The 16,431-nt window shown below is 64.5% G+C and carries 17 protein-coding genes; 10 read left to right on the top strand and 7 right to left on the bottom strand.

The features are described 5' to 3' along the window. Position 1 precedes the first annotated feature (1 nt). The 3 genes from V6M39_RS13845 to fabG are packed head-to-tail and all read right to left on the bottom strand — an operon-like array spanning position 2 to position 2,416. Positions 2 to 622: a TetR family transcriptional regulator gene (locus V6M39_RS13845; RefSeq protein WP_332644402.1), complete on the bottom strand. Its 621-nt coding sequence runs from the start codon at positions 620 to 622 to the stop codon at positions 2 to 4. Between the two features lie 10 nt (positions 623 to 632). After that, on the bottom strand, positions 633 to 1,661 hold the full coding sequence (locus V6M39_RS13840; RefSeq protein WP_332644401.1) for a phosphotransferase family protein: 1,029 nt from the start codon (positions 1,659 to 1,661) through the stop codon (positions 633 to 635). Beyond that, complete coding sequence (gene fabG / locus V6M39_RS13835; protein WP_332644400.1) at positions 1,661 to 2,416, bottom strand: 3-oxoacyl-ACP reductase FabG; 756 nt, start codon at positions 2,414 to 2,416, stop codon at positions 1,661 to 1,663. The genes V6M39_RS13840 and fabG overlap by 1 nt, the downstream gene beginning before the upstream one ends. Positions 2,417 to 2,602: 186 nt before the next feature. Here fabG and V6M39_RS13830 point away from each other — a divergent pair, with 186 nt between their 5' ends. Genes V6M39_RS13830 through V6M39_RS13820 form a run of 3 tightly spaced genes read left to right on the top strand, consistent with a single transcriptional unit; the run spans position 2,603 to position 5,103 of the window. Then, positions 2,603 to 4,123, top strand: a complete 1,521-nt coding sequence (locus tag V6M39_RS13830; RefSeq protein ID WP_332644399.1) for an acyl-CoA carboxylase subunit beta — start codon at positions 2,603 to 2,605, stop codon at positions 4,121 to 4,123. Continuing rightward, positions 4,123 to 4,350 carry a biotin/lipoyl-binding carrier protein gene (locus tag V6M39_RS13825; RefSeq protein WP_332644398.1) on the top strand — a complete coding sequence of 76 codons (228 nt, stop codon included), beginning with the start codon at positions 4,123 to 4,125 and terminating at the stop codon, positions 4,348 to 4,350. Before V6M39_RS13830 ends, V6M39_RS13825 begins: the two co-directional genes overlap by 1 nt. Positions 4,351 to 4,374: 24 nt before the next feature. After that, positions 4,375 to 5,103: a thioesterase family protein gene (locus V6M39_RS13820; protein ID WP_332644397.1), complete on the top strand. Its 729-nt coding sequence runs from the start codon at positions 4,375 to 4,377 to the stop codon at positions 5,101 to 5,103. Between the two features lie 273 nt (positions 5,104 to 5,376). Here the strand turns inward: V6M39_RS13820 and V6M39_RS13815 are convergent, their stop codons facing one another. Then, positions 5,377 to 5,760, bottom strand: a complete 384-nt coding sequence (locus tag V6M39_RS13815; protein ID WP_332644396.1) for a globin — start codon at positions 5,758 to 5,760, stop codon at positions 5,377 to 5,379. Further along, positions 5,757 to 6,674, bottom strand: a complete 918-nt coding sequence (locus V6M39_RS13810; RefSeq protein ID WP_332644395.1) for a mechanosensitive ion channel family protein — start codon at positions 6,672 to 6,674, stop codon at positions 5,757 to 5,759. The genes V6M39_RS13815 and V6M39_RS13810 overlap by 4 nt, the downstream gene beginning before the upstream one ends. A 32-nt stretch (positions 6,675 to 6,706) precedes the next feature. Here V6M39_RS13810 and V6M39_RS13805 point away from each other — a divergent pair, with 32 nt between their 5' ends. Together V6M39_RS13805 and V6M39_RS13800 are read left to right on the top strand one after the other, a co-directional pair. Further along, positions 6,707 to 6,970 carry a hypothetical protein gene (locus V6M39_RS13805; protein ID WP_332644394.1) on the top strand — a complete coding sequence of 88 codons (264 nt, stop codon included), beginning with the start codon at positions 6,707 to 6,709 and terminating at the stop codon, positions 6,968 to 6,970. A 2-nt stretch (positions 6,971 to 6,972) separates the two neighbouring features. Next, on the top strand, positions 6,973 to 7,494 hold the full coding sequence (locus V6M39_RS13800) for a DoxX family protein (RefSeq protein ID WP_332644393.1): 522 nt from the start codon (positions 6,973 to 6,975) through the stop codon (positions 7,492 to 7,494). Here V6M39_RS13800 and pepN read toward each other — a convergent pair. Further along, positions 7,491 to 10,025: an aminopeptidase N gene (gene pepN, locus V6M39_RS13795; RefSeq protein ID WP_332644392.1), complete on the bottom strand. Its 2,535-nt coding sequence runs from the start codon at positions 10,023 to 10,025 to the stop codon at positions 7,491 to 7,493. The genes V6M39_RS13800 and pepN overlap by 4 nt on opposite strands. A gap of 71 nt (positions 10,026 to 10,096) precedes the next feature. Between pepN and V6M39_RS13790 the strand changes: the two genes are divergently transcribed. From V6M39_RS13790 to V6M39_RS13770, 5 genes are all read left to right on the top strand, one after another. Continuing rightward, complete coding sequence (locus V6M39_RS13790) at positions 10,097 to 11,242, top strand: glutamate--cysteine ligase (protein ID WP_332644391.1); 1,146 nt, start codon at positions 10,097 to 10,099, stop codon at positions 11,240 to 11,242. Positions 11,243 to 11,326: 84 nt separating this feature from the next. After that, positions 11,327 to 11,953, top strand: coding sequence for a mycothiol-dependent nitroreductase Rv2466c family protein (locus tag V6M39_RS13785; protein ID WP_332644390.1), 627 nt, complete (start codon positions 11,327 to 11,329; stop codon positions 11,951 to 11,953). A 46-nt stretch (positions 11,954 to 11,999) separates the two neighbouring features. Further along, positions 12,000 to 12,458 (top strand): ribose-5-phosphate isomerase, encoded by a 459-nt coding sequence (locus V6M39_RS13780; RefSeq protein WP_332644389.1) that lies wholly within the window; start codon positions 12,000 to 12,002, stop codon positions 12,456 to 12,458. Then, positions 12,451 to 13,263: an Fpg/Nei family DNA glycosylase gene (locus V6M39_RS13775; RefSeq protein ID WP_332644388.1), complete on the top strand. Its 813-nt coding sequence runs from the start codon at positions 12,451 to 12,453 to the stop codon at positions 13,261 to 13,263. Before V6M39_RS13780 ends, V6M39_RS13775 begins: the two co-directional genes overlap by 8 nt. Before the next feature lie 43 nt (positions 13,264 to 13,306). Next, positions 13,307 to 14,443: a PP2C family protein-serine/threonine phosphatase gene (locus V6M39_RS13770; protein ID WP_332644387.1), complete on the top strand. Its 1,137-nt coding sequence runs from the start codon at positions 13,307 to 13,309 to the stop codon at positions 14,441 to 14,443. A gap of 45 nt (positions 14,444 to 14,488) precedes the next feature. Here the strand turns inward: V6M39_RS13770 and V6M39_RS13765 are convergent, their stop codons facing one another. Continuing rightward, a complete protein-coding gene (locus tag V6M39_RS13765; protein ID WP_332644386.1) occupies positions 14,489 to 15,934 on the bottom strand; it encodes a hypothetical protein in 1,446 nt (481 codons plus the stop codon). Positions 15,935 to 16,431: the final 497 nt, after the last annotated feature.

Genomic DNA, 16,431 nt, shown 5'->3' with positions numbered 1-16,431 from the left:
ACTATTCGGAGTGCTCGGCGCTCAGCAGATAAGCCGTCACGAGCCGCTTGAGCTCGATGACCGCCTCGCTGTGCTCCTGGCCATCGCGGATCGAGAAGTTGAGCATCGAGTAGACGACGTGCACCAGCACCTCAGCCATGATCGTGCGGCGTTCACGCGGCGTGCCGGGCGTCAGGGGAGCGAGTGCCTTCGCGACCTCGGCGGCGAGCTCGCGCTCGGTCACTGCGGCCGTGGCACGCGTGGCGGGGGTCGATTGGACCGCCAGCCAGACAGCGCGGCGTGAGGGGTCATCGACCCACATCTTGGCCATGTGGTCGACGAGTCGGTTGAGGAACTTCAACCAGTCGAGTGATGGGATCGCCTCGGCGAACGATGCGAGTTCCATGCGTACGGCGACAGCGTCGACGCGGTCGAGCTCGCAGACCATGACGTACTTGTTCTGGAAGAACTGATAGAGCGTGCCGATCGGCAGGCCAGCTCGATGGGCGACTTCCTCGCAGGTGAACGACTCAAACCCGACCTCGAGCAGCAGCTCGCGGGCCACCAGCAATAGGTGGTCGAACTTCTTGTGGCTGCGCTCTTGAGTCGGGCGGCGCCTGGGTTCGAGAATCTCGGCCGTCACGGGCTCGACCCTAGCGCGAAGCGGCGCGTCCTGCGGCGATCAGTGGTTCAATCATGTCGCCGATTCCATCGAAGCCGCTGCCGACGGTCTGGCCGGCGGAGTGCCTGAAATGGATGCCTTCGAGGATCACGGCGAGCTTGAAGAACGCCAGTGACAGGTGGAACGAGATGTTGCTGACGTCCCTGCCGGACTTGCTGGCGTAACGCTCGAGAGTGTCGTGACGGCTGAGATAGCCGGGAGCAAGCGGTGCGTCCGTGACCATTGCCGCGCCGATGCTTGAGGGCGGGGCCTCCTCGGCCAGCTGCTGATAGGCCAGCAGCACCGCAACATCGGTCAACGGATCGCCCAGCGTGCTCATCTCCCAGTCGAGCACTGCGGTGATGTTGTCTTGGTCGTCGACCAACACGTTGTCGAGCCGGTAGTCGCCGTGCACGATCGTGCCGTCGCTGGTGGGTGGGATGGTGGCATCGAGCTGCGCGATGAGCTCATCCATGCCGGGGAGCTCGCGGCTGGTCGACGCCGCGAGCTGCTTCTTCCAGCGCGACACCTGGCGCTCGAGGTAGCCGTCTGGTCGGCCGAAGTCCGCCAGCCCGACCGCCTTGTGGTCGACGGCGTGCAGTGTCGCGAGAGTGTCGACCAGCTGCTCAGTGATCGCGCGCGTACGGTCTGCACCAAGCGGCTCGAGCTGTGCTGCGCGGCTGTACGGCGTGCCATCGGCCTTGGCCATGACGTAGAACGGTGCGCCGATGATGTCGGGATCTTCGCAGTGGGCCAGCATCTGTGGCACCGGTACGTCAGTCGGGGCCAACGCGGCCATGACTGTGTACTCGCGACTCATGTCGTGCGCCGTGGCGAGAACGTGGCCCAGGGGAGGGCGTCGTACGACGTAGTCGCTTGTCCCATCACTCACCAGGTAGGTGAGATTGGACTTGCCGCCGGTGATCAGGCTTGCCGACAACGATCCGTTGGCGAGCGACGGCTCGACCTCCGACAGCCACGTATGCAGCGCTCCGAGGTCGAGCCCCTTCGGATCGCTCATTAGCCGAGCGGCCCGCCGGCCACGTAGATGACCTGACCCGACACGAAGCCGGCGCCTTCGCTGACGAGGAACGATGCGGTGTGGGCGATGTCCTCGGGCTGGCCGACACGCTGTACGGGGATCTGCTCGGCGCTGAACTTGATGAAGTCGTCGAATGCGACGCCGAGACGCTCAGCCGTCGAGGCCGTCATGTCGGTCTGGATGAAACCCGGAGCGATTGCGTTGGCGGTGATGCCGAACTTGCCCAGCTCGATTGCGAGTGTCTTGGTGAAGCCCTGGATGCCGGCCTTGGCGGCCGAGTAGTTGGCCTGCCCACGGTTGCCGAGTGCCGAGCTGCTCGAGAGGTTGACGATGCGACCCCACTTGGCTTCGGTCATGTACTTCTGCGCGCCCTTGGACATCAGGAAGGCGCCGCGGAGGTGCACGTTCATGACGGTGTCCCAGTCGTCCGTCGTCATCTTGAAGAGCATGTTGTCGCGGATGACGCCTGCATTGTTGATCAGGACGGTCGGGGCACCAAGCTCGGCCTCGATGCGCTTGAAGGCGGCTGCGACCTGCTCCTCGTCGCCAACATTGGCACCAACGGCGAGTGCCGAGCCACCGGCTTCGGTGATTGCGTCGACGGTGCCCGCGCAGGACCCTTCGTCGAGGTCGACGACGGCGACCTTGAACCCGTCAGCCGAAAGTCGCTGGGCCACTCCGGCGCCGATTCCTCGGGCTCCTCCGGTGACGATCGCGGTACGGGCTTCACTCACTGTTCTGCTCCTTCACGGTGCTGTCTCATCATGTCCTAAGCGCTTGCTTAGTAAGTTCCACAGAACCGTATCGCAGACGCCCCCAGCACGCGAGAGCCAGATCACTCGAAAACACCACTCGCGGAAAGTGAGGTTTTCCTCATGTTTGTGTATAGTTGAGGAAAACCTCATGTTTTAGGAGTCGTCGTGTCGCAACGTGAAACACCTCCGGTGCTCTCAGCGCCTGACGCAGAGCTCGTTGACGGGCAAGGTCACCGCTCGATGCTTACGCAGCGTCGCGCAGATCGGTTCGCCCACGTCGAGCCCAAGGGCAAGCGGGTCTACACGGCACTTCAGCGTGCCGAGATGCTTGTCGACGACGGTTCCTTTGTGTCCATGACGCCGTTGCGCTCTGCCGGCGCCGGTCAGGGCAGCGGCGTCATCGCCGGCTGGGGTACGACCGATGGTCACCCGCTCGTCGTCGTCTCGCACGACGCAGCGGTGGCCTCAGGTGCGATCGGCGCTGTCATGGCCGAGAGCATCCAGAAGGCCCAGCGTTTCGCGATCGAGAAGGGCTACCCGATCGTCTACATCAACGACTCGGGTGGAGCTCGCATCCACGACGGCATCTTCGCGCTGCACGGTTGTGGCGGCATCTTCGCGCTCAACGTCGAGGCGCAGAATCGCATCCCGCAGATCTCGCTGATCCTCGGCCCGTGCGCCGGAGCAGCCGCATACTCACCGGCCCTGACCGACTGGACGATCATGGTCAAGGAGCAGGGACAGATGTTCCTGACCGGCCCGGACATCGTCAAGGCGGCAACAGGCGAGGACGCCACGGCTGAGGACATCGGCGGATCTGACCTTCACACCCGCGTCAGCGGTGTCGCCCACCTCGAGGTCGAGAGCGAAGAAGAGGCGTTCGACGCGACACGCCTGCTGCTGTCGTTCCTGCCGACCCACAAGGGCGGAGCGCAGAAGCGCCACAGCCCCGTTCCGGCCAACCCCGGTGCGGTCGAGCGCCTGCCTGGCATCGTGCCCGAGAAGTCCAGCGTCGTGTTCGACATGAACGCAGTCCTGGACGGAGTGCTCGACAATGGCGCACGCCTCGAGCTCATGCCGACCCACGCGCCCAGCATCCTGACGCTGTTCGCCCGCCTCGACGGCCATGCCGTCGGCGTGCTGGCCAACCAGCCCAACGCCCGCGGCGGCATCCTCGATTCCAAGGCAGCCGTCAAGGCCGCCCGGTTCGTCGACTTCTGCGGTCGCTTCGACCTTCCTGTCCTCACCTTCGTCGACGTTCCCGGCTTCATCCCCGGCACCGTCGAAGAGGGACGCGGCATCATCACGCATGGCGCCAAGCTTCTCAAGGCGTACGTCGACACGACCTCGCCCAAGCTCACCGTCGTCGTCCGCAAGGCGTACGGCGGCGCGTACATCGCGATGGGTGCTGCGTCGCTCGGCGCCGACGTGAACTGGGCCTGGGCTCAGTCCGAGATTGCCGTGATGGGTCCCGGTGGCGCTGTTGCGCTGCTGCACCGTCGCGCGCTGAAGGAGGCCGAAGAGCCGACCGTCCTGCGCGACGAGCTGGCTGCGGTTTATCGCGAGGAAGTCGCTCGCCCCTATTTGGCCGCCGAGGCCGGTATCGTCGATGACGTGATCCATCCCGAGGAGACACGCGACCGCATGACTGCGGCGCTTCGCATGCTCACCGCCGGCACCGCCTGATGTTTGCTGCACGGGCCGAGATCGTCGGCAACGTGTGGAAGATCGTCGCGCGCGAAGGCGATCAGGTCGGCGCCGGGGACGTTCTGGTGATCCTCGAGACGATGAAGATGGAGATCCCGGTGTACGCCGAGGCTTCAGGCTTCGTGAGCAAGATCCTCGTCGAGGTCGGACAGATCGTCCAAGAGGGCGACCCGCTGATCGAGATCGACGAGACCGCCAGCGCTTAACTCGGCGTCTGCCATCATCGGCGGGTGGCCAATCAACACGTCTACGAGCTGCCGATGCGCTGGGCAGACCTCGACTCGCTCAACCACGTCAACAACGTCGTCTATCTCGACTACGCGGCTGAGAGCCGCACCATCTTGGTCGAGGACGGCATAGTCGGCGCCGACGAACGCGTGCAGCGCATCGCGGTCGACTTCCTCCGCCCGCTGCTGCTGAGCAAGCGTCCCGTATGCGTGGCGTCAACGCGTGACGGTGACGCGCTCGTTCAGGAGATCACCAGCGGCGACACGGAGACAGTGTTTGCGCGGGTCACCACGGTGTTCGGACCTCCCGTCGATGTCGAGCGAGGCCAGGCGACGTTTGAGCCGTTTCCTCTGCGCCTGCGTCGCAGTGACGTCGACGCCACCGGATTCGCGTCGTTGACCAAGGCGTTTGAGTTCTTCCAGGAAGCCCGAATCATCCTTTTCTCGTCCCTGCGCACCGATGGTTCTGGGGCGAGCCGGTTCGTGGTCGGACACGTCGACATCACATTCGGTGAGCCGATTCCGTGGCGGCGTGAGCCCTACCCGGTGACCTCGTGGATCAGCCGTATCGGCGACTCCTCGATCCACATCGAGGCCGAGATCGCTGAGGAGGGTCGCTTGTACGCGCACGCGCGATCGGTGCTGGTCGGGTTCGACATGACAGCGCAGACATCACGCAAGCTGGAAGACCACGAGAAGAAGCTCCTCTCGGAGTTCATCCCCAACAACTAGCGCGAGTGCTGTTGGGTCAGCGTGCGGAGTTGACCATGACCGCTCGTCAGCGCGCCGAGTTGACCATGACTGCTTCGCTTCGCTCAGGACGCAGTCCTGACCATTCTGGGCTGATTGTTCATGGCCCAATTCGGCCGTCGCATTGCGAGTGAACGTGCGTTAGCGCGCCGAGTTGACCATGTCCGCTTCGCTTCGCTCAGAGCGCGGACCTGACCATGCTGTGCTGTTTGTTCATGGCCCAACTCCGCCGTCACGTCGGTATTTGACCGCTCGTCAGCGTGCGGAGTTGACCATGAACTGGGCCGCGTGCTGGACATAGTCCCAGAATTGCTGGTCGAGCTCGGGCGGCAGGGCCGCCTTGTCGAGGCCGGCGCGGAAGTGGATTAGCCAGCGGTCGCGTGCCTCGATCGTGACCTCGAACGGGGCGTGGCGCATGCGCAGGCGCGGGTGGCCTCGCTGGTCTGAGTAGGTCGTCGGTCCGCCCCAGTACTGCTCAAGGAACATCCGGAACCGCTCGTTGGCAGGTCCGAGGTCCTCCTCGGGGTAGAGCGGACGCAGCACCTCGTCGGTCTCGACGCCGTCGTAGAACGTGTCGACGATCAGCTTGATCGTGTCGTGGCCACCGATGGCCTCGTAAAACGTCTGTTCGGTCGTCATGCATCCGGTCCCATCGAGGTCTGGAACGACGTCGGGATGCGAATGTTGGCGGCATCGAAGCGATGCTTGATGCGCTGGCGCATCGCACGCGCCACCTGCCATTGCTCGAGCGGCGCGGTCTTGAGGACGACGCGTACGACGGCGCCATCCTTGTCGAAACGCTCGACGCCCCACACCTCAGGAGCCTCGATGATGACGTCGCGGAACTGAGGATCCTCGAACATCGCCGTGGCTTCCTCTTGCAGGATCGTCTGCACTTGGTCGAGGTCTGCTTCGTAGCCGACGGTGATGTCGAGGACGGTGCGGGCCCAGTTCTGGCTCTGGTTGCCGACGCGGAGAATCTCGCCGTTGCGGACGTACCAGACGGTCCCGTTGACATCGCGGAGGCGAGTCACGCGCAGGCCGACTGCCTCGACAACTCCGGTGGCCTCGCCGAGGTCCACGACGTCGCCGACGCCGTACTGGTCCTCGAGAATCATGAAGATCCCGGACAAGAAGTCCTTGACGAGGTTCTGCGCGCCGAAGCCGAACGCGACGCCGATGATGCCGGCGCTCGCGAGGATCGGCGCGATCGGAGCGCCGAGCTTTCCCAGCACCATGACAATGACAACGCCCAGGATCAGGCCTGAAGCGATGCTCTTGAGCAGTGACCCCATCGTCTCGGCGCGCTGCTTACGACGCTCGTGGTTGCCGGGACGCAGGTCAGACAGGAAGTCGCCAGCTTTGGAGTTGGCGATGAGGCTGGGCAGGCTGCCTTTGCTGGCACGAGCGACGATCCTGTCGATTGCGCGGTTGACGAACCAGCGGAAAAGAAGCCCGACAACAATGATCAGGATGATCGTGCCCGGGGTGGCCACGAACCAGTCGATGGCGGTGTCCCGGGGAATGTCCCAGTTGACGTCGAGGTGCGGCATTCCTCCAGCGTACGGGTGGCTACGATTGCGTTATGACGACTCCTACCCGTGTCTTCGGTTTGCTGCTCGCCACCGCGACGTTTGTCGCGATCGGAGCCGCATCCGCCATCGCCGATGAGCCCAACAGCGCCGCCTGGCCCGATGGTGAGAGCCGCAGTGTCCTCGACACCCTGATCCGGTTTGGTGGCGGCACAGTCGGTCTGTTCATCGTCATCTCGATCTTCGGTCTGCTGACCGCGCGCAACAACTTCAAGCCCGAACCGGGCACTGAGCTCGAGACCAGCGCGCACCACTGATCATGACGAGCGCAGATCTGGCTTCATTGATCCTGCGCATCGCGCTGGGCGTCGTCCTGCTGATGCACGGCCGCAACCATGGCTGGGGTTCTGGTGGCCTCGCCGGAACTGCGAGCTGGTTCGAGAGCATCGGCTTGCGCCCGGCCAAGGTGCACGCCGCGATGAGCGCGTACATGGAGGTCGCCTGCGGCATCCTCTTGCTGCTCGGCCTGTTCGTCCCGTTCGCGGCGGCGGCTGGGGTCGCGACCATGACGGTCGCGTTCGTGACAGTGCACCGCAAGAACGGCTTCTTCATCTTCAACCCCGGCGAGGGCTATGAGTACGTCGGCACGGTTGCCTTCGCTCTCACAGCCTTGGCTGTGCTCGGTGCCGGCGAGATCTCGCTGGATCACGCCTTTGACATCGAGCTGCACGGAATCGCCGTGGGTCTCATCGCTGCCGGCGCCGGTCTGCTCGGTGCCGCGTTCCTCCTCATCACCAGCTGGCGCCCCTCACGCGCCGCCGAGGGTGGCGAAGACGACTAGACCGTCACCTTTTGCGCGCGGAGCGCACGGGCGAGGTCATCGCGACCCTCTGACACGTAGCGCACTGTCGCCGCACCGGCCTTGGTGTCCTTGAGCCACGCATCGACCTTGTCGAGCGTCGCCTGCGACGGATTGGCCAACGGGAAGAGCGGGATCAGCGCCACCTTCGCCATCCATACACCCTTCTCCTCGAGCACGGTCTCGGCCATCGTGAGGTAGCGGTCAACGTACGGTTCAAGCAGCTCACCCTGGCCGGAGACCTGGAACGAGTAGGCGATCGAACGACGTGTCTCGTTGGGCACGTCCCCACTGACGACGGCGTCCCAGGCAGCAGCCTTGGCGTCGGCCAGCGGCTGGATCGCACGAGCCGACGCAGCGTGCTCCTGACCCGAGATCGAGTTGTCACGCTCGAGCTCGGCGACGATCTCTGCCTCGTTGGCCTCACCAAGACGGGCGAGGGCCGTGAGCAGCGTCCAGCGCAGGTCAGTATCGACCGCAAGTCCCTTGAGTCCACCGTCGAGGAGCTCGCGGAGTCGTACGGGACCAGAAGCCGCGTTGGCGTAGGCGCGCACCAAGGCGAGCTGGTGGTCGCTGCCCGCTTCGGCTTCGTCGACCAGAGCTCGCAGGCCCGACTCCCACTTCTCAGCGAGCTCCTGTCGTGCGTTGTCGGCCGTGTAGATGTTGACTGCCGTCTGAGCCTGGCGCAGCAGCGCCGAGACAGCAGTCAGGTCCGTCTCGGAGCCGACGCCGGCGAGCACCAGCGCCACGAAGTCGGACGCGGGCAGCTCGGCATCGCGAGTCATGTCCCACGCGGATCCCCAGCAGAGCGCGCGGGGGAGTGACTCGTCGAATGTCGCAATGCTCTCGAGCAGGGTGTCGAACGAGCGGTCGTCGAGCCGGATCTTGGCGTACGTCAAGTCGTCGTCGTTGAGCAGGATCAGGTCGGGCTGAGCGTGGTCCAGCAGCTCGGCAATCGGGGTCGACGCCCCTCGGATGTCGGTCTCGAAGCGCTCGGTGCGTACGAGTCGACCCTCGACCTGGTTGTAGAGGCCGATGGCGATGCGGTGACGTCGGAGCGTCGGGTAGGCCTCGATCGCCGTCTGCTCGATGTTGAAGGACGTGAAGATGCCTGAGCCACTCTCATCAGGCGCCGTGGTCTCGAACACCGCCTTGAGCGTGTTGACGCCCGACGTCTGCAGCCATTCCTTGGACCAGTCGCCGAGCTCACGTCCGGAGGCGGTCTCGAGCTCGCTCAGCAGGTCTGAGAGCTCGGTGTTTCCGTATGCGTGCTTGGTGAAGTAGGCGCGGAGTCCGGCGAAGAAGTCCTTCTCGCCGACCCAGGCCACGAGCTGCTTGAGTGCCGAGGCGCCCTTGGCGTACGTGATGCCGTCGAAGTTGGCCTCCACGGCGTGCAGGTCATAGTTGTCGGCCGCGATCGGGTGAGTTGAGGGCAGCTGGTCCTGGCGGTAGGCCCAGTTCTTGCGAGCGTTGGTGAAGCTCGTCCACGAGTCGGTGAAGCGTGTCGCGTTGGTTGCCGAGTGCGATGCCGCGAACTCCGCGAACGACTCGTTGAGCCACAGGTCGTCCCACCAGTTCATCGTCACGAGGTCGCCGAACCACATGTGCGCCATCTCGTGAAGGATCGTGTTGGCGCGCTGTTCGTACGCGGCGACGGTCTGGCGGCTGCGGAAGATCATCTCGTCGCGGAACGTCACGGCGCCGGCGTTCTCCATCGCGCCCATGTTGTATTCGGGTACGAACAGCTGGTCGTACTTGCCGAACGGGTAGCCCATCTCGAAGGCGCCCTCGAAGAACTCGAAACCCTGCTTGGTGATCAGGAAGATGTCATCGGCGTCGAGGTGCTCGACGAGCGACTGGCGGCAGAACACGCCGAGCGGGATCTCGTCGTACGCACCTTTGTAGGTGTCGGTGACCTGGTGATACTCGCCGGCGATGAGCGCGGTGATGTAGGTGGACATGCGCTTGGTCGGCGCGAAATGCCACGTACTGGTGCCTTCTGCAGCCGGCTCGGGGTCGGGGGTGGGGGAGTTGGAGACCACTTCCCAGCCGGATGGTGCAGTGACGTGGAACTCGAAGGTTGCCTTCAGGTTGGGCTGCTCGAACGTGGTGAACACGCGCCGGGCATCGGGCACCTCGAACTGTGTATAGAGGTAGACGCGGCCATCGACCGGATCGACGAAGCGGTGAAGGCCCTCGCCGGAGCGGGAGTAGGCGCAGGTGGCCTCGACTCGGAGCTCATTTTTCTCGGCAAGTCCGGTCAGCGCGATGCGGCTGTCGGCATACGCAGACACGTCGACATCGGCGCCGTTCAGGGTGATCGAGGTGATCTCTCCGTCGACCAGGTCGACGAAGGTAGACGCTCCGGGGGTCGCCCCGAACGTGATCGTCGTGGTCGATCCGAAGCGGGTTTCGGAGTCGAGGGTGAGGTCGAGCGCGACATCGTAGGTCTCTGTGGAGATGATCGCTGCGCGCTCGCTGGCTTCTTCGCGGGTGAGGTTAGTTCCAGGCATGTCGCCATGCTTTCACGCGCCCGTTCACGAGATGAGTCGGGCAGGACACCGTTCTCGGGCAGGATGAGGTCATGCACATACCGTTCGCGGAGTCCGAGCGGTCGACGATCGGCATTGAGTGGGAGCTTGCCCTCGTCGACACCGATTCGGGCGACCTGCGCCAGGTTGCGCAGACAGTGCTCGATGCGGTGGCACCCCCAGGCGGCGGTGAGCACCCGCACATCCGCCAGGAGCTGCTGCTCAACACCGTCGAGATCGTGTCCGGTGTCTGTCACACCGTCGCCGGAGCGGGAGCTGATCTCCAGCGGGCGATTGACGAGATCCGGGTCGTCACGGATCCGCTGCGGGTTGAGCTGATGTGCGCCGGAACGCATCCGTTCGCGGCCTGGGATCACCAGAAGGTGACCGACAAGGCGCGTTACGCGACGCTGATCGACCGTACGCAGTGGTGGGGCCGGCAGATGCTGATCTACGGCGTCCATGTGCACGTAGGCATCGAGGACCGTGACAAGGTGCTGCCGATCAGCCGGGCGATGCTCACGTACTACGGGCACCTTCAGGCACTCAGTGCGTCCTCGCCGTTCTGGGGCGGCAAGGCGACGGGATACGCGTCCAACCGAGCACTGATGTTCCAGCAGCTGCCCACTGCGGGACTTCCCTTCCAGTTCGAGAACTGGGGCCAGCTTGAGGGGTATGTCGCCGACATGCTCAAGACAGGTGTCATCGACGTATTCGATGAGATCCGCTGGGATCTTCGCCCTTCACCCAAGTTCGGCACCCTCGAGGTGCGCATCTGCGACGGCATACCGACGATGTCGGAGCTCATGAGCATCTCGGCACTCACCCACTGCCTGGTCGAGTACTTCTCGAGCGAGCTGGATGCCGGGCGCGAGCTGCCGACCGTGCCGCCGTGGTTCGCGCAGGAGAACAAATGGCGGTCAGCGCGCTATGGCATGGACGCGATCCTGATTCTCGACAAGAACGCTGAGGAAGAGCTTGTCACCACCGATCTGGCGAAGCTGTTGAAGCGACTCGAACCGGTCGCCGACAAGCTCAAGTGCATGGATGAGCTCGCCGGAATTGACGAGATCGTCCGTGGGGGAGCGTCTTACCAACGACAGGTCGCAGTCGGTGGCAACGGTTCCGACCTTGACGCGGTGGCCCAGCTGCTCGTTGAGGAGATGCGAGCGGGAAGCCCGTTGTCGTCTCCTGGCTAGCTCGATGTGAACCACGTCATAGCCGCAGCTGGAATCCTTGACGCTGCACAAGTTGTTGAAACTTGTATGACGTCTACTGACACCTTGACCGCTTCCGCCCCTTCGACTGCGACAGAGACTGTCGACTTCTGGTTCGACCCGCTGTGTCCGTTCGCATGGATCACGTCCCGCTGGATGCTCGAGGTCGAGAATGTGCGAGACGTCGAGACGAAGTTCCACGTCATGAGCCTGTCAGTGCTCAACCCCGACAAGGACGTGCCGGAGAAGTACAAGGAAATGATCGAGCGCGGCTGGGGCCCGGTTCGTATCGCGATCGCGATCGAGCAGCAGCTCGGCACCGACGCGCTGCGCCCGTTCTACACCGCGATCGGCACCAAGCATCACAACGAAGGTCGTGAGTTCGACAAGGCTCTGTACGAAGAGGTGCTGGCCGAGATCGGCTTCCCGCTCGAGCTCGCCAACGCGGCCGAGGACACGTCACTCGATGACGCGGTTCGTGCTTCGCACAAGGACGGCATTGACCGCGTCGGCGAAGAGGTCGGAACTCCCGTCATCTCGATCGGCGGCACGGCGTTCTTCGGGCCGGTGCTGACCAAAATTCCTCGCGGCGCTGACGCCGGCGTGATCTTCGACGGCACCCGCCAGCTGGCCGGGTTCGACTACTTCTTCGAGCTCAAGCGCACTCGTACGGGCGAGCTCGACTTCAGCTGAGCCGACACGGGTGACGCGTCCGATTCGGGGCTGACACACTTCATCCATGCGCGTTCACATTGCCGCCGACCATGCCGGCTTCGAGCTCAAGACCCACCTGATCGCCTGGCTCGACGCCAACGGCCACGACGTCGTCGACCACGGCGCGCACGAATACGACGCAGAAGACGACTATCCGCCGTTCTGCGTTGACGCCGCTGCTGCCGCCGTCGCCGATCGGAGTTCGCTGGCCATAGTGATCGGTGGATCGGGCAACGGTGAGCAGATTGCCGCCAACAAGGTCAAAGGTGCTCGCGCGGCACTCGCGTGGAGCGTCGAGACGGCCGCTCTCGCGCGCCAGCACAACGATGCGCAGATCGTGTCGATCGGCGCTCGTATGCACACGGCCGACGAGGCAGTCGCGATCGTCGAGTCGTTCCTGACGACGCCGTGGAGCGATGAGGCTCGTCACCAGCGCCGTATCGATCTGCTGTTGGCGTACGAGGAGACCGGCCAGTTTGCCTGAGGGGCACACGCTCCACAGGCTTGCCTCCGAGCTGACCGTCACTTTCGGCGGTCGCGTCGTCTCGTCCTCCAGCCCGCAGGGACGGTTCGAAGTCGGAGCTGCGCGTGTCGACGGTCGAGTTCTCGAGCGGGCTGATACCTGGGGCAAGCACCTCCTGATCGACTTCGCAGGAATGCGCGATCGCGTGCACGTTCATCTGGGGATCTACGGATCGTTCGTTCTGGCGGCCGCCGATCAGCCGGTGGTTGGCCAAGTGCGCTGGCGCCTGGCCACGGAGACTGCGACCGCCGATCTGCGTGGACCGACCGTTTGTGAGCTCCTCGACCCCGACGAAGCCGACGCCCTCATCAATCGGATCGGGCCCGACCCGCTGCGGGAAGATGCTGATCCTGATCAGGCGTGGCAGCGCATCAGCTCGTCTCGTGCGCCGATTGCGACTCTGCTCATGGATCAGCGGGTGCTGTCCGGCGTGGGCAATGTATATCGCGCCGAGCTGCTGTTCCGGCACCGGATCGACCCAGACCTCCCTGGGCATGAGCTCGACCGCGACACGTTCGCGGCACTGTGGGCTGACCTGGCGGCGTTGATGCGGACTGGCGTGCAAACCGGCCGCATCGACACGGTGGACCCGGAGCATGAGCCGGAGGCAATGGGTCGTGAACCCCGTGTGGACGATCATGGTGGCGAGGTCTATGTCTATCGGCGCGACGGCCAGGCATGCCTCGTGTGCGGCACCTCCGTGTGCACGCGTGTTCATGCCAGCAGAAACCTCTTTTGGTGTCCCTCGTGCCAGCAACGTCGATAAGGTCGACCGGGTGGCTAACAGGTTCCGCAGGGCGATGCCGAACATGGCGAGGTACCTCGACGACCGCATAGTTCGCTGGCGTACGGGCTCCAACGAGGGCCAGTTCCTCGTTCTCGCTGCGCTGATCGGCGTGGTCTTGGGGATGACGCTGATATCTCTGACGAACTATGCGGCGGTGCCCGCCGCATCATTTGTCGTCCCCATCCTGGTCGGCATGCTCGCGCTGCGATTTAGGCCTCTGCTTGCGCTCGTGCTCTTTACGGTCATGTGTATCGCAACCTCAGTAATCAAGGAGATCTCAAGCTCCGGACTGGTTGTTGGCCGCATCGGGACGCTTGTCGCGATCGCCACCATCATTGCGATCGTGCTGTTCGACTCGAGTCGTCGCCGCAGCGGACTGCCGGGACCGTTGGGCGAGGCGATGCTGGTGGACCTGCGAGATCGACTCCAGGCGCAGGGTGTCGTACCCCCGCTGCCGACAGGGTGGACCGCCCAGTCGGCGATGTTGACGGCTGGTGGCGTGAAGTTCGCCGGCGACTTCCTGGTCGCCAACTTGTCGGACGACGAGTCTCGGCTCGAAATGGTCCTGGTCGATGTGTGTGGCAAGGGAGTGACGGCCGGAACGCAGTCGTTGCAGTTCGCCGGTGCACTGGGCGGACTGATCGGCGCGTTGCCGCCGCTGGGGCTGTTCAGCGCCGCCAACGACTTCTTGCTCCGACAGGACTGGGACGAGGGATTCGCCACGGCGGTGCACGTGCTGATCGACCTCGATACAGGTGCGTACACGATCATCAACGCCGGCCACCCGCCCGCGTTGCGGTGGGATGCGGCCCAGCGCGAATGGATCATCGACGGTGCGCGGGGGACCGCTCTTGGCATCACGAAAGACGCGGAGTTCCATCAGACCGTAGGTGGGCTCTCCGCGGGTGATGCGCTGATGTTCTACACCGACGGTGTTGTCGAGAGCCGCACGAAGGACTTCACCTCGGGCATCGAGTGGTTGCGCACCATCGCGGCCAAGGTCGTCTCAACAGGGTTCGATCAGGCACCGCGGCGGATCATTGCCCAGGTCGAGTCTGGCGACGACGACCGTGCGGTGCTGATCCTTACGCGCGCTTTGTCGCCTTCGGTTGCGGGAACTGACTCTTCATCGCCACGTCCCAAGCGCCCGCGCCGATAGGTCGCCGCGTCGTGATCGACATCTTCGGGCACATCCGGAAGCGAGTCAGCCTCCTATGGCGGTCCCGGACCCAGACTGCAGCTCGACGTGCTCCTCGATGAGTTCCACAGCGCCCCAGTCGGGCAGGTTCCATCCTGCCCAGGGGTCGTCGAGCTGGTAGTCGGCCAACCAGATCGGGCCGCGATCCCCGCGGGGGCCGACGATCTCGGTGCCGAACCGGAGCTGCGCACTCGGCGAGTCGTTGTCGAACACATCTGTGTCGTCCCACGAGCGGTTCTTTGACTCGCCCAGAGTCTGGATCTGTCCGGAGTCGACAGCGGAGCCAACGTTCTCGAATGGCACTCCGACCAGCCAGGCAGACGCCTGCGTGCCGCGTGTCAGTGCCGCGATGGACTGTCCGAACTTGTCGCCCTTCTCGACCGAGCCGGGCACACCACTCGTGTTCTGGGTGAACGACTTGATCGTCGTCAGGCTCAGGCCGCTCGTACTGCGCAGAGTGGTGACCTGACCTCCGTCGATCACGGTGCCGACGTTCTCGCCCGGGATGCCGATGCCGATCTCGTGCCGGTTCAGGGTCGCGTTCCACGTGGCGGCCACGGACTGACCGAAGTGGTCACTCGTCTCGACCGTGCCCTGCACACCGGAGGTCGACTGGGTCACCTCTTTGGCAGACTTTGCGAAATCGGTCGGGATCAGCAGCGCTGATCCGGCAGCGGCCTTTCCGGAGACGGTGCGTCCCGGTGCACCGGCGACAACCAAGCCGCGTGACGCGGAGAGTGACGTGCCAAGTGCCGACGACTTGGTGACGCCCTTGCCGGGTGCTCGGGTGGCTCTACGAGCCGAATCGACGTCGCCCGTCTTCGTCAGGTTGAGCACCGCCACGGATCCGGCGTTCGTGACACCGTCGACCGTCTCGCCCGGCGCGCCGATCGCCAGGGGCGTGGGCCCGTCGCCGAGCGCGGTCTGGTCGAAGGCCGCAACCGATGCGCCGAAGTGCGCATTCGCCTTCGGCTGGGTTTGGTCGAGACCGTCATTGGCCTGGGTGATGGTGAACAACAGCTCGTCATCGCCGGTCTCGGTCGACTGGTCGCCGCCCGGGTTGACGCGGAACACATACACGGCCCCTGCCTCGGGGACCCCGTCTACGGTCGCGTTCGGGACTCCCACGACGGCCAGGGAGCAGAACTCCTCATCGCCGGGGGCCTCGTACAGTGAGATCGAGGCGAACGACTCGGGGAGGATTGAGTCCTCCGAGATGGCTCCGGGGAAGGCCAGCCCGAGCTCCGAGGTGGCGATACCGCCTGCGCCGTCGGAGAACAGCACCTGCGACGCGTCGATGCCGCCGACGACGGCGTCGGTGTGGCCGTCGTGGTTGAAGTCCCAGACCGGGCTGCCGCAGGTGCCTGCCGACGCGGGTGAGCCGACCGCCAAACCGAGTGGGACAAGCAGGCCCAGCGCTGCCCCTATGACCTTGACTCGTGCGTGTGCCATTGGATCCCCCGATCGCGTTGTGTCGTTCACGGTAACAAGGTTGTGGGTGCGCGGTGTCCGCTTCGCGGTCGAGAGCGCGGTCAGGTGATGCGACCGCTACGCGGTCTGGCGAGCTGGCTGTCGAGCGGACGACGTAGTCATGTGACCTGCGGACGACGATCCCTCGTTGGCGCCTTCGGCGCGCGGGTGGGGCCCATGAGTCTCGTCGTTCACTCAACAGACCGCTACGCGGTGTACAGAGCGGACGACGATCCCTCGGTTGGCGCCTTCGGCGCGCGGGTGGGGCCCATGAGTGGCGCGTCCGCTCTGGGCGGACGGCTTCGCCGTGAATACAGAGCGGACGACGATCCCTCGGTTGGCGCCTTCGGCGCGGGGGTGGGGCCCATGAGTCTCGTCGTCCACTCAACAGACCGCTACGCGGTGTACAGAGCGGACGACGAGACTCGAACTCGCAACATTCTGCTTGGAAGGCAGAGACTCTAACCAATTGAGTTACG

This window comes from Aeromicrobium sp. (assembly GCF_036675695.1).
Taxonomy (GTDB): domain Bacteria; phylum Actinomycetota; class Actinomycetes; order Propionibacteriales; family Nocardioidaceae; genus Aeromicrobium.
This window is presented reverse-complemented; position numbering and strand designations above follow the sequence as displayed.